The following is a 12,919-nucleotide window of genomic DNA, read 5'->3' as shown; positions in this document are numbered from 1 at the left end:
ATAAACTCATGAGAAAATCAGCCCCTCAACCTTAAGGACAAAAGGGCTGATTTCTGTCGGATTAAGTATTAGGCAAATAATCTGAATTATTTAAAATTTGATCAACAATAAAAAGCAAGTCGTCCTCATTTACATATTCATCACCGGCTTGTTGAGCATTATACTTTACCGGATCAACATCGGGAGCGAAATACTTGAAGTATCTGGCATCGATCGCAAGGTCAACAAGGGTGTATGTATCTGATTTGTTGACGTCCATTGCTTCGATGATGATACTGTCTTCCAAACAGTTATCTTTCTCCAAGTCATATTCCTCTTCGGTATCTGCAATCCTTGCTTTGATTGCATCGACAACTGCTGTTCCCTTGGCTTTGGCCTTAAACTTTAGTTTTACGACAACGGTATCATCGTTGATTCCGTATTCTTCACCTTGACTAGCAACTATAAAGCGAACGGCACCGTTTTGATCAACGGGTTTATTGTATACCTTATAACCGGTCACCTCTTCAAATCCGAGATACTGCAAGTGCTCCTTGTCATACTTTACTTCAAAGTCTTCAGCGTAAATATCCTTTACGTTTTTCAGTGATATTTCTGCTGTGAACTCTTTGCCTAAACCGATTTTCTCTGGAGCAATATTTACATCGAGAGTTGGTTTCAACGCCGGTGTTGGAGTTGGTGTAGGCACTGGTGTTGGTGTAGGTGTTGAAGTTGGCGCTATGGTCGGTGTTACAGTAGGAGTTATGGTAGCTGTAGCCGTTGGTGTAGCGGTCGGTGTCGGTGTACCCCAGACGTCAAATTCATTAACCGTTGGATTGCCCGATCCAATATTCACAACTCCAACTGCTACAATATCAGTAAAATCTATACTTACTGTTGTGTCTGTAGACGTAGGCGCCATTAGCGTACGGTGTTATCACTGTGGAAAAACAATACTCTAATATCATCCTTAGAGGAAGCTAAGCGATAACTCGTTAAGTTAATCGAGCGCTGAAAATCATAATAAAGTGTATCATATGATGACCCTGAGTAACCTAGTGTAAATAGAGTTAACGGATTACCATCTGTTACATTACTCGTAGTGATATATGTTGTCCCCAATATATCTGTAGATGCTAACATTTGTTTATCCTTTAGCAATCCTGATACTGGGGAGGTTGGTGTTGGCGTTGGCGTAGCAGTTGGTGTCAGAACAGGCGCCCCATATACATCAAATTCAAAAATCTTTCCAGAACTGTTAACTCCAACACTTTTTACGTTATTAACAACTGGAAATTCAATAAGACCTGAAACATTCGTTAAAGCGTAAATCGTTTTACCTTCATTATCCCTAAAATAAATAGAATAACCACTTGAAGCTGAACCACTTACATAATATTTATTTAGGTTTGATACAGTTGGTAATGTAAACCATCTGGTGGTTCCGGCAACATCGTATAATGTCCCGGAATTTCCATCAGTCATAGTCGTAACGCCAGCGGAATCTTTTACGCCTCTCAATAAGCCTGCTGCTTCTGCAAACACCCCCTGTACAGGTAGTGCAGTAAATAGTAAAACGATAATTAATAGTACCTTTTTCATATTACACCTCATAATAATATTTTTTTCTGAAGTTCTTAAAATAAAAATCTTATGTATCTAAGCAGTTATTAGTTTGATTCCCCTTTCGTTATTTGTATTTTCATATCGCCTGATTATCCTAAGTTAATAAATGGAGTAAGTCTAAACAAAAATTCTTATATTTGGGATAAATAGATCGATGTCATTATAAGTACATAAAATACCACTTATGGTACACTTTCTTGGTTTGAAGAGGAGCAGATGATTAAAAGAGTGAAACCTTTAAGTAATGAAAAACAGGCTGCCAATCAAAAGCTTGGTTGCCTGCTTTGTTAAGTGAAGTATTATTGAGAGTTCCTTAGTCAATTAATTGTCTTCTAAGGAAATTGCATACTCAACCGACCAGCAAGCCCCTCCTCCCCGGTCAATACCTCTACCATAATCCCTGCCCCAAGGCGGAACCCATACTTAAAACTAGCTGCCAACTCCATACCGTGAGTTTGACCGTATAAGTCTAACAGCGCTTCTAACTCGTCGAATTCTTCCGCTGAAAGTCGGTTCTTCCAAATCTCTATGACGTCAGAAGTTCTTTTTCTTAAGATGGAGTACTGCGGATCATCGGGTATGATATTTTCATCTGGATGCAAGTTGCCGTGATACAGGCTCTCCAGAATACTTTCCATTTACTCATCTCCCTCATTGATAAAGTACTTTGTGTTCAACAATAAAAGATATAGACTGTTAAATCTACGGAGTATACTCCACAGAACGATGGAGATCACATAATTCCTTCGGCAGCCTTAACAGGAACAAGGGCTCCAGCTCATTAGAACTGGAACCCTTGTTTGCTTAGCACGGCAAAACAATCTCAAATTCCGTACCTCGCCCGGTAGTCGATTGAACCTTAATTTCGCCGCCGTGTGCTTCAACGATGGTCTTGGCAATGCTCATGCCAAGACCGGAGCCGTCGGTGGATTCTTCGGTATTGGTTCCGCGGTAGTAGCGGTTGAACAGATGATGCAGTGTTTCCTCGTCCATCCCTTTGCCATTATCAAGTACCCGTATGCAAGCTTGGTCGTTGACTCGGGTAAGAGTGACAGAAATGGTTATGCCGGGCGGATTATGCTTAACGGCATTGGACAGCAAATTGTCCATCAGCCGCTGTAACCAGGTTGCATCTGCCTGTATGAGCAGGGAATCCTCTTCCCCGGTGTAGTGGAACAGGTAATCAGACATCGTGGCGTCGTTGACGTACTTCAATACGGAGGAGCGTACCAACTCTGCCAGATCTGTCTCCCTACGTACCATGATGGAATCGCTCTGTTTGAGCTGATGGATCAGAGAGAAGTCGGAGATCAGCTCCAGCATGTAATCCCCTTTTTCCCGGATGGTTGCACCCATGATCCGCATTTCCTCTTGGCTCCATTGCTCAGGCAGCTTCTCCAGCATATATCCGTAGCCTTGAATCGTGGCCAGCGGTGTGCGCAGATCATGGGAGATTCCTGACATCCACTCCGCCTGCTCCTTCTCCAGTCTCTTGCGGTCCCTCTCGATCTGAGCCAACTGATGAGTCATTTGATAAAAGGCTTGAATGACTTCCTGATAGAGCCTGTTGCGGGTTCGCATAGTGCCGTTGCGGCGAAAAATCTTGCGCTTGTCCTTGGCGGTCAGCACCTCGTCGTACTGTCCTTGGCCCATTCTTTCAAACCAGCCTGCGAACAGAATTAGGGGCCGCCCGAAGCGGTAGCCATGCCAGATGGAGACCGACAGCGCGAGGATCAGGATAAGCACGGCAATCCAGATGAGTCTCGGCGTTACATTTTCCAATACAGGATGCTTCAGAGGGAGTCCCGCTGCATGGGGCGTGTAGACGATCCAGGTCATTCCGCTCTGCTCGTCCCGATGGGCCACAATACCTGCGTCATAGTTGTCTGGTGACTGCTGGATGGCCAGAATGTCCAGGGGCCGATATCCCTTTGCTGCATGCTTTTGATCGCCAATGTCTTGTACGGTATGACTGTCAGAATCGATTACTTGCAGATAACTGCCAGCCTCCCGAAGCTGCTGTTCCAAGAGGGGAATGGCTTCACTCCTCACCATGCCCTGTTGTCCGTAAGCGTTGAACCACGCCGTGAGCTGGTCCAGGTCAGGTGTTGGATAACCGAGTACATATAGGAGCGGGTCTTGGAACGAAAAATTCAGCTGTGTCTGCACAGCATAGGACCCCAGTCTCCGTGTCTCCTGGATATCGAGCAATTCAGCGGTGGAGTAGGAGGCAGGCAGTGCAGGGTACGGTGTTGTATTAATGCTGTAGACTACGTCTCCTTCCGCACTAACCACCTGCAGCCACATTCCTTTCTCCTCAATAAGCTTGTTCCACTGGGAGAAGATGTGAAGCTTCCCGTCTTTGTACTGGGCTTCTTGGGCAATCTGCTCCAGAACTCCAACCGGAAAGTTACGGCGGATCTCATTGCTGGTCATGTTCTGGAAGAACATGATGCAGGCAGCCAAGGCAATGGTCACAATCGCCAGAGCATAGAAGATCAACTGATACGTGAAATGGAAGGCCATGCGCTGCTGGATTTTCATCGTTCCTCCGGCTCCTTCACCAGCTTATAGCCGAGTCCGCGTACCGTAAGCAGCAGCTTCGGGTCGCCGGGATCGATTTCGATCCGCTCCCGGATGCGGCGGATATGCACCATCACGGTCGAATCATCGCCCTGTCCGTTGATGCCCCAGACCTTGTCGTAGAGCTGGGTTTTGGAGAAGACGATTCCGGGATGCCGGCAGAAGTGCAGTAATAGCTGGAAGACCTGGGCAGGGCAAGCAATAGGCTGTCCCTTTACGGTTAACTCACCCTCCGCCTCGTTAACGGTAAAGCGGCCGAACCGGTAAATTCCCGCATCGGGATACTTCGCAGCACTGACTGCAAGAGCTTCCGGCTCTAAGCGGCGTATGCGCGCCTGAATTCTTGCGGCTACCTCCAGGGGGTTGAAGGGCTTGGTGATATAATCATCCCCGCCCATGGCGAAGCCTTTTAGAATATCGAGATCGGATGCCTTGGCAGTGAGGAACAGTATATAAGGATTCCCGTATTCGCGGATCTTGGAACAGAGCTCAAGCCCGCTGCCGTCGGGAAGCATAATGTCAAGCAGGACAATATCGGGGACCACACGTTGCACCAGGCTGATAGCTTCAGCACAAGTGGAAGCCCCGTACAGTTGTTGAAAGCCTTCGCGGCGAAGAACCATTTGCAGCATGGTGATGATCGAAGGTTCGTCGTCAATGATAGCGATTTTAATCGCGGATAGATTTGGCATTTTGTCACCCTTGTTCAAAATAGCATATTTATCTTAACAGAACCTAAACAGCGGGAACAAAATTAAGCAAAAATTCAGCGGTTCGTTTAAGTTCTGTTCCGGCGGGGTTGGTAGGATAGGTCTTGGCAACATATTCGAGCTTCGATGAGAAGAGTAGGAGGAAAATAGCATGAGTAAAAAAGGTCACGATCGGGGGAATGGCAATGAGCAGTCTATCTCTGTCTGAAAAAACTCACACCCGGCCCGGCTGGCCGGAGATCATAACTGCACTGTCCCTCTATATGATCGGCGTTGTCATCCTTGGAGTCTGGATGCTTCAAATTCCTGATGACCAATCCATCTTGCGTATTAACATCGGTGGGGCGGGCAATGGTCTGATTGGCTTCCTGGCTCTGTTCGCAGCCTACGCCCTGCGGATTCGCAATTTACGTGCTTTCGGGTTTCGAAGGACGGAGCGGAAATGGCTGCTGGTGGCGGTCTTCATCGGGATTGCAGCGTTCGGTGGATGTTTTGTGATCGAAGGGATCTATTATCACTTTATTACCGAGATCAACACCCAGGCAGACTTCCAGACGGCAGCGCAAGGCGGTCCGCTCTCCATGTTTATTCTGCTTATTACTGGGGCCTTCCTCACGCCGCTTAGCGAGGAATTTGTATTCCGCGGCGTCATTGCCAATGCACTGAACCGTTATGGCCCATGGGCCGGAATCGTAGGCAGCGCTGCAATCTTCGGCGTGGTTCATGGATTCACCGTTATCCTGTTAGATGCATTTATGGTCGGCATTCTGGTGGCATACCTGTTCCGTAAGACAGGCTCCATCTGGCCGGGGGTCGTGGTGCATATCGTGTATAACGGTCTTAATCTTCTCTATTATTCTACGTTGTAGATGGAGGAGGGAGTGAGTACTTAGGCTGTCGGGAGGTTCTCGGCAGCTCTTTGTGTTGGTTTGAAATACAGATGCCTATAATCTGACAGGTTATTCCTCCCGGATGGAAATGATACTATGAATTAGGGCACGCTTTGCGAGTCTTTCCTATTGCGTTCCTACTATAATCATTCCAACAAGGAGATCACATGCTTACTTCAAGAAAATATACTGTATTCGATCTGATCGGGATTCCGCTTAGGGTGATTCCGGTGCAGACGGTGGCGGCGGTGGGATACATGCTGGTGGATGCTCTGATGCCTGCTTATCAGACGCTGGTAATGGCTTATTTCATTAATACGGCGACCCATATTGTGAATGGCCAGGCGGAGTATTCGTTCATCTATAGGCCGCTTGCGCTGATTATGGGTTATGTGATCGTCACTCATCTGCTTCCCAGCCTGATACAGTTGGTTGAGCTGACGGGGCGCAATCGGCTGAATGTGCGGCTGAAGCGGGAGATGGTGCTGAAGCAGGCGCGGCTTGCGTACCAGCATATTGAGAATAAGGAGACCTCGGAGTTAATCCATAGGGTGTGCAGAGATCCGGTGAGTCATTTCATGGGCGGATTCAACAATATGATGAGTGGACTGAATCTGCTGATCGGGACCGCTTCGCTGCTTGTGATTGTGATGTCGTCCACGTTCATTACGGGGATTGTGATTGTGCTGGTTGCGGTGCCTTTGTTCTATATTGCCATGAAGACGGGCAAGGCGAATTATGTGCTGGGGATGGATGCGCAGCGGATACGGAGGAGGAGTGCGGATATAGCCAATATTTTGACTAGCCGGGAGGATGCGGAGGAGCGCACGTTATTCGGGTATAGTTCGGCGCTTCGGGATCGGTACGGCAAGCTATATGATCAGACGTACGCGGTGGAGAAGAAGATACAGATCCGAAGCTTCATTCATCTGAAAAGCGGCTCGATCATCGCCCTGCTGATCGGCATCATTATAGTGGCTTTGCTGTTACCTGCGCTGCACTTGGGTGAGCTAACGATTGGCCTGTACATCTCGCTGGTGACCGCGATCTTCAGTCTCGTGCAGAGGATGTCCTGGCAGTTAGCCGAGACGATGCAGGAGCATGCGCGGATGAAGGAGTATCTGCAGGACTTCTCTGTTTTTGCCGGACTAAGTGAGAAGAAGGATGCTGCTGCTCTACCTGTGGAGTTGGGCGGCTTCGTCTTTCAATCGCTGGAATTCAGGCAGGTGAGCTTCCGCTACCCGGATACGGAGAGATACATATTGAATCAATGCTCGTTCACCATGGTTAGCGGGAAAAACTATGCCATTGTCGGGGAGAACGGGGCCGGTAAGTCCACCCTGATCAAACTGCTCACGGGGATGTACGATAACTACGAGGGCGAAATATTCATTAATCATAAGAAGCTGCGGGAGTACAGCTATCCGGAGCTGAAAAGCATCATCGCAGTGGTCTTCCAGAATTACGCCAGGTACGCGCTGACGATCCAGGATAATGTCCGGTTGGGGAATATCTTGAAGAAGGATGAAGAGCGAATCAGTCACAGTATAAGCAAGATGAATCTGGGTGAGATGGTCCAGGGGCTGGAATCCGGTCTCGATACTTATGTTGGCAAAATCCAAAAGAACAGCCTGGACCTCTCCGGCGGACAGTGGCAAAGGTTGGCGATAGCCAGACTGTTGTATTCTAATTCTGCCATTCATATCATGGACGAGCCTACCGCTGCGCTGGACCCGATAGAAGAGAGCAGACTATATGAAATGTTCAGCAGCATCCGCGCAGACCGGTTTACCATATATATCACCCACAGGCTGGGCGCTGCGAGAATCTCGGATGAGATCCTGGTGGTGCGTAGCGGGCGGATTGCGGAGCAGGGCTCCCATGAGCAATTGCTGGAACAGCCGGACGGGATATACCGGAAGATGTTCGCCAGCCAGAAGTCGTGGTATGAGGCAGAGAGTAAGGTGCAGCATGGATAGAATACAGGGGCAGGGGTTCCTGCGGAACGGGGTCAGATGCCTGCGGCTTTTATTCCAGGTGAATCCCTGGATGTCTTATACGTATATCGGCATTGCCTTGCTCCAGGCGGTCTCCTGGGTGCTTCAGGTGTTATTTATGCAGAGGTTTCTGGATGCGGCTGCTGCTTATGCTACAGATCGAATAGACTTCAAAATGATTCTCTTTTCCTTGGGCATTCTGGCGCTTGTGTATCTGTTCTATCATGTCATGGATGGACTAGGGAACTGTTATGAGGAGATTTACGGGCTAAGCGTGGGTAAACACCTGAACCTGTTGATTTTTAAGAGAGTAGATTCGTTACAGGTCTCTGAATTCGAGGACACGAATCGGCTGGATTATATCCATAAGGCTGTGAACGGGAGCGGCAAGCTGATCTGGATCGGGACGACCTTACTGGACATTCTGTTCTACTATACAACTTATTTCGTGTTCATCGGGTGGTATCTGTTCACGCTCAAGCCGGTGCTTGCGCTAAGTATTGTCGTCGTATTCGTCCCGGTGATGCTCTCTCAATGGGTGCTGATGTCAGCATTCAAGAATCTGGAAGCGGCATCTGCTCCAATCCGGCGGGAAAGTGACTACTATGAACAGTGCTTGACGGACAAAGCGTATCTCTCAGAGACCCGATTGCTGGGGGCTACTGCATTTTTCGAGAATCTGTATACCTCTGCCCTGCAACGGTTGAACGCTATTGTACTTCGGATGCAGGTACGCAAGCATCTCGTGCAGCTCATACTGAATGTAGTGACGGTTATGGGCTACGGCCTGATCGTGTATATGCTGTTTGTGTCTGTGATGAGGCAGGAGATTTCGATTGGAGCTTTTGCGGCGGTGCTGGCTTCGATTGGCAGTCTATACCGGTTCATGAACAAGCTGATCACCGAGAGAATCGCCTGGGCTACGGAGAATATCGGGTCTGTTGAGAATTTTCTGGATTTCATCGACGAACCTGTTCATGCGACTAATAACCTGCCAAGGCCCGCAGATAGTGATATTGAGCTAAAAGCTGTCCGGTTCCGCTATCCGCTGGCAACCCGAAATGCGGTTGAGGAGATCGACCTGATCATCCCGCATAAGCAGACACTGGCGATTGTAGGGGGGAATGGAAGCGGGAAGACCACGCTGTGCCGCATTATTATGGGGTTATACCCGCCTACGGAAGGGGAAGTGTGGTACGGGAACGTGGAGGCTTCGCGGGCTAGCTATGAGCGAACGTCGGCTGTTTTTCAACATTATCGCAAGTATAATGGGACTTTACGGGAGAATGTGTGGATCAGCCAATATTCTAAACTAGCAGATGATTCCGAAGTAGTATCCGTATGCGAGGAGGCCGGGGTGCTTTTATCCGGTGAAGGGGTTAAGAGAGGGCTAGATACGATGCTGGGACGCGAGTTCGGGGGCACGGATCTATCCGGTGGCCAGTGGCAGCGTGTAGCGATTGCGCGGGGATTGTTCCGCGACAGCGATTATATGATCTTGGATGAACCTACGGCGGCCGTAGATCCCCTGGAGGAGACCCGTCTGTATAACGATTTCGCCGCCCTGTGCCGGGATAAAACCGCAGTCCTCGTGTCCCACCGGTTAGGCTCCGTGAAGCTCGCGGATCGAATCCTCGTGATGAAGGACGGAAGGATCGTGCAGGACGGCACGCATGAGCAGCTAATGAGCATAGAGGGCGAGTACCGGACGATGTATGAGGCGCAGCGGAAGTGGTATGTGTAAGAGATGAAACCGATTACATTATAGTGATGCCTGGATTGAAAGTGACGAGGACATTCAGCATACGCTTTGCCCGGCGCTGGAGCGGAATAGGAATAAATGGTTTACTAATACAGATCTAAACGATAAGATGAAGGACAAACCAGTTATTGCCGATGCGCAAAGAGAGGAAGCAGAATGAAGCACGTTACAGTATATGATATCGCCAGGGAAGCTAACGTCTCGGTTGCCACTGTATCCAGAGTGCTTAACAATACCGCTCCCGTCAAGAAAGAAACGAGAGAGCGGATTACTGCGCTGATTGACAAGCACCAGTTTCAGCCTAACGCGCTTGCGAGAAGCCTGATCCGCAAAGAAACCGGGATGATCGGGTTCATCCTGCCGGATATCACCAACCCGTTTTTTCCGGAGGTTCTGGCCAGCTTTGACCGGGAGACGAGAAAGCTGGGCTACACCTGTTTTTTGTGCGATACCGTCTCCTCGGACGAGGAGACAGAACGCCAGTATGCGCGGGAATCACAGTACCTGGGGATCTTGATGGAGAAGCAGGTCGATGGTATCGTGATGATTGGCGGCAGACTGGATTTGTCCAAGCCGGATGCGGCGCTGGTGCGGGAGGTAGAGGAAGTGGCAAAACGTGTTCCGGTGCTGATGATTAATGGGAATCTGCCCAACACGAAGATTCACAGGGTGGCGGTCGACCAGAGACTGGGGGCGGAGCTGGCCGCACAGCATTTAATTGATCTTGGACACCGGGATATCGCCGTCATTGGCGGTTTTGTGCACATGTCCAATACGCAGCAGCGGATTCAAGGATTCCGGACGGCCATGCGAAACAACGGTCTGGAGGTCCGCAAGGAGTGGATGGTCCAAGGGGGATTCTCTGTCAACAAAGGCTTAGAATTTGCAGAGCAGGTGCTGAATTTGCCGGATCGGCCGACAGCTATCATGTGTATGAACGACCTGGTGGCCATCGGAGCACTGAAAGCGGCTGACCGGGCGGGACTTGCCGTGCCGGCGGAATTGTCCATTGTTGGTTACGATGATATTCCATTTGCGTCCTTCAGCATTCCTGAGCTGACTACGGTATCGCTGATGGCGAACGAGATCGGCCGTCTGGCGGCAGAGATGCTGCATAAGCTGATTGCCGGCAAAAAGGTGCCTTCTCTACATTCGGTTGTTCCCGAGCTAAGGGTACGCCAAACGACGGCGCCTCTCCAGAAATAATTTGGTCCACATTATAAATTAATAGTTGACTTTGAAATAATGAGGGCTTATTCTGTTGAAGAAAGCCCTTACATTTTAAATATATATGAAACCCATTTCATTTTAATCCAATGACTTGCTCAAAGAACAAGGACACCTCCCTGGGAAATTTGCGAGAATAAGAGAGAAAGGATGAATCATGGGTTTTATTTTTTTGGCTTCAAATGAAATGGGTTTCATAAATTTTACAGTCGAAATCCGCTGACTATTCAACTAAGGAGGGGTCTTATGTCCACTGCTTCACCTGCCCAATTGACAGAGAAGAGGTATACCGGAGCCAAACGCGGCCGCTGGAAACGTTTTAAGAACAACAAGACATTGCTGCTGATGTGCTTTCCGGCGATAGCGTTTTTTCTCATCTTTTCCTATCTGCCTATGCCTGGGCTGTATCTGGCATTCATCAAGTACAATTATTCTGACGGTATCTTCGGAAGTGCCTTTGCCGGGCTGGAGAATTTCCGGTTCCTCGTCATGACAGGTGACCTGTGGCGGCTGACCTTCAACACGATTGCCTATAACATTGCGTTTATCCTGCTGGGCAACATGCTTCAGATTACGGTCGCTGTACTGTTGAACGAGATACGGTCCAAATGGTTCAAGAAAGTATCCCAAACCATGATGTTCCTGCCGTATTTCGTATCCGCCGTTCTGATCGGACTCATCGCCTACAATATTCTGAGTTACGATTATGGCATTTTGAACTCGGTTCTGAACTCATTGGGGCTTGAACCGGTGAAGGCGTACTCGAGTCCGGGGGCGTGGCCTTTTATCATTGTCATCACGTATTTATGGCAAAGCACCGGTTATGGCTCCATTGTGTATTTCGCCGCCATTATGGGGCTGGACAGTGAGATTGTAGAGGCTTCGGAGATCGACGGGGCCAATGCTTTTCAGCGTATACGGTATATCGTACTGCCTTGGCTTAAACCGACCTTCATCATTCTGCTGTTGTTCTCGCTTGGCGGAATCCTTAAGGGGAACTTCGGGTTATTCTTTAATCTGGTGGGTGCCAACAACACAGCGTTGTACGCCTCTACGGATATCATCGAGACCTATGTGTTCCGCTCACTGATGACCAACTTCAACTTCTCGATGGGCAGTGCGGTCAGCCTGTATCAATCCTTGTTCGGGTTCATCGTTGTTCTATCCGCTAACTGGCTGGTCAAAAAGGTATCGCCTGACAATTCACTTTTCTAGGAGGACTTGCCCATGGATGAGACTTTTGTAAGCGTACGCAAAAAAACTGACGCCAGCGGACTTGTCGTTCAGTGGATCGGATATCTGTTTATCGGCTTGTTCGCCCTCTGCTGTCTGTTGCCATTCTTGCTGGTGCTGGGAACCTCCTTCACCTCCGAGTCGGCCATCAAGCTCTCCGGCTTCAACTTCTGGCCCAAAGAATTCAGTCTGTTCGCTTATAAAATCGTGTTTGAGAATCCCGGTCTGATCATCGGATCGTATATAGTAACGATTGTCATAACCATGGTGGGTACGGCGATTGGCCTGTTGCTGGTGGCTATGACGGGATACGCGCTGCAGCGGCCGGACTTCATGTACCGGAACAAAATTTCTTTCTTCATTTACTTCACTACACTGTTCTCTGGAGGTCTGGTGCCGTTCTACCTGTTGATCACCCAGTACCTCCATCTAAAAGATAACTATCTGGCGGTTCTGCTCCCGGGTCTGCTGACTCCGTTTCTAATCATTATGATGAAAAGCTTCGTCCGCTCGATTCCTCATGCCATTACGGAATCGGCGAAGATCGACGGAGCAGGCGACTTTACGATTTTCCTCCGGCTGATTCTGCCGATGACCACGCCCGCCCTTGCCACCATCGGGCTGTTCATCGCCCTGGGTTATTGGAACGAATGGTATAACTCCATGCTGTTTCTGTCGCCGGATATGAAATATCGCACCTTGCAGCTTTTTTTGTATAACGTGATTACCAGTGCGGATTATGTCCGCAATTCCGCTGCCGCCTCGAATGTGCAGCTTCGCGATATGCCACTTGAGTCCATGAAGATGGCGACAGCGGTAGTTGCCACAGGTCCTGTCATTTTGTTCTACCCGTTCGTACAGCGCTACTTCATTAAGGGAATCACCGTAGGGGCCGTAAAGGGCTGATCTTCC

Annotated in this window: 11 protein-coding genes; 6 read left to right on the top strand and 5 right to left on the bottom strand. The window is 49.0% G+C overall.

The annotated features are described in order from the left end of the window. Positions 1–61 precede the first annotated feature (61 nt). From J2Z70_RS24655 to J2Z70_RS24635, 5 genes are all read right to left on the bottom strand, one after another. Positions 62–901, bottom strand: coding sequence for a cohesin domain-containing protein (locus J2Z70_RS24655; RefSeq protein WP_209877587.1), 840 nt, complete (start codon positions 899–901; stop codon positions 62–64). Next, positions 901–1,581 (bottom strand): hypothetical protein, encoded by a 681-nt coding sequence (locus J2Z70_RS24650; RefSeq protein WP_209877585.1) that lies wholly within the window; start codon positions 1,579–1,581, stop codon positions 901–903. The genes J2Z70_RS24655 and J2Z70_RS24650 overlap by 1 nt, the downstream gene beginning before the upstream one ends. A gap of 356 nt (positions 1,582–1,937) precedes the next feature. After that, a complete protein-coding gene (locus J2Z70_RS24645) occupies positions 1,938–2,243 on the bottom strand; it encodes a DUF6809 family protein (RefSeq protein WP_209877583.1) in 306 nt (101 codons plus the stop codon). A gap of 166 nt (positions 2,244–2,409) precedes the next feature. Next, entirely contained in the window at positions 2,410–4,149 is a 1,740-nt protein-coding gene (locus J2Z70_RS24640) for a HAMP domain-containing sensor histidine kinase (RefSeq protein WP_209877581.1), read from the bottom strand. After that, the gene (locus J2Z70_RS24635; RefSeq protein ID WP_209877579.1) at positions 4,146–4,880 is read right to left on the bottom strand and encodes a response regulator transcription factor; all 735 of its coding nucleotides are present in this window, start codon (positions 4,878–4,880) and stop codon (positions 4,146–4,148) included. Before J2Z70_RS24635 ends, J2Z70_RS24640 begins: the two co-directional genes overlap by 4 nt. Before the next feature lie 203 nt (positions 4,881–5,083). Here J2Z70_RS24635 and J2Z70_RS24630 point away from each other — a divergent pair, with 203 nt between their 5' ends. The 6 genes from J2Z70_RS24630 to J2Z70_RS24605 all read left to right on the top strand — a co-directional run bounded on the left by J2Z70_RS24630 (position 5,084) and on the right by J2Z70_RS24605 (position 12,913). Further along, a complete protein-coding gene (locus tag J2Z70_RS24630) occupies positions 5,084–5,767 on the top strand; it encodes a CPBP family intramembrane glutamic endopeptidase (protein ID WP_209877577.1) in 684 nt (227 codons plus the stop codon). A 188-nt stretch (positions 5,768–5,955) separates the two neighbouring features. Further along, positions 5,956–7,767, top strand: coding sequence for an ABC transporter ATP-binding protein (locus tag J2Z70_RS24625; protein ID WP_209877575.1), 1,812 nt, complete (start codon positions 5,956–5,958; stop codon positions 7,765–7,767). Further along, positions 7,760–9,529, top strand: a complete 1,770-nt coding sequence (locus tag J2Z70_RS24620) for an ABC transporter ATP-binding protein (protein ID WP_209877573.1) — start codon at positions 7,760–7,762, stop codon at positions 9,527–9,529. The genes J2Z70_RS24625 and J2Z70_RS24620 overlap by 8 nt, the downstream gene beginning before the upstream one ends. A 174-nt stretch (positions 9,530–9,703) precedes the next feature. Beyond that, positions 9,704–10,753 carry a LacI family DNA-binding transcriptional regulator gene (locus J2Z70_RS24615; RefSeq protein ID WP_209877571.1) on the top strand — a complete coding sequence of 350 codons (1,050 nt, stop codon included), beginning with the start codon at positions 9,704–9,706 and terminating at the stop codon, positions 10,751–10,753. A gap of 267 nt (positions 10,754–11,020) precedes the next feature. Continuing rightward, on the top strand, positions 11,021–11,989 hold the full coding sequence (locus J2Z70_RS24610) for an ABC transporter permease (RefSeq protein ID WP_209877569.1): 969 nt from the start codon (positions 11,021–11,023) through the stop codon (positions 11,987–11,989). 12 nt (positions 11,990–12,001) lie between these two features. Continuing rightward, entirely contained in the window at positions 12,002–12,913 is a 912-nt protein-coding gene (locus tag J2Z70_RS24605; RefSeq protein WP_209877566.1) for a carbohydrate ABC transporter permease, read from the top strand. Positions 12,914–12,919 lie beyond the last annotated feature (6 nt).

This window comes from Paenibacillus silagei (genome assembly GCF_017874735.1).
Lineage (GTDB): Bacteria > Bacillota > Bacilli > Paenibacillales > Paenibacillaceae > Paenibacillus_AQ > Paenibacillus_AQ silagei.
Note: the sequence above shows the minus strand (reverse complement) of the source record. Positions and strands in the feature narration are given on the sequence as shown.

Bases quoted from the DNA above. Each gene is read 5' to 3' on its own strand.
- J2Z70_RS24655 (WP_209877587.1), bottom strand. From the start codon at position 901: ATGGCGCCTACGTCTACAGACACAACAGTAAGTATAGATTTTACTGAT.
- J2Z70_RS24650 (WP_209877585.1), bottom strand. From the start codon at position 1,581: ATGAAAAAGGTACTATTAATTATCGTTTTACTATTTACTGCACTACCT.
- J2Z70_RS24645 (WP_209877583.1), bottom strand. From the start codon at position 2,243: ATGGAAAGTATTCTGGAGAGCCTGTATCACGGCAACTTGCATCCAGAT.
- J2Z70_RS24640 (WP_209877581.1), bottom strand. From the start codon at position 4,149: ATGAAAATCCAGCAGCGCATGGCCTTCCATTTCACGTATCAGTTGATC.
- J2Z70_RS24635 (WP_209877579.1), bottom strand. From the start codon at position 4,880: ATGCCAAATCTATCCGCGATTAAAATCGCTATCATTGACGACGAACCT.
- J2Z70_RS24630 (WP_209877577.1), top strand. From the start codon at position 5,084: ATGAGCAGTCTATCTCTGTCTGAAAAAACTCACACCCGGCCCGGCTGG.
- J2Z70_RS24625 (WP_209877575.1), top strand. From the start codon at position 5,956: ATGCTTACTTCAAGAAAATATACTGTATTCGATCTGATCGGGATTCCG.
- J2Z70_RS24620 (WP_209877573.1), top strand. From the start codon at position 7,760: ATGGATAGAATACAGGGGCAGGGGTTCCTGCGGAACGGGGTCAGATGC.
- J2Z70_RS24615 (WP_209877571.1), top strand. From the start codon at position 9,704: ATGAAGCACGTTACAGTATATGATATCGCCAGGGAAGCTAACGTCTCG.
- J2Z70_RS24610 (WP_209877569.1), top strand. From the start codon at position 11,021: ATGTCCACTGCTTCACCTGCCCAATTGACAGAGAAGAGGTATACCGGA.
- J2Z70_RS24605 (WP_209877566.1), top strand. From the start codon at position 12,002: ATGGATGAGACTTTTGTAAGCGTACGCAAAAAAACTGACGCCAGCGGA.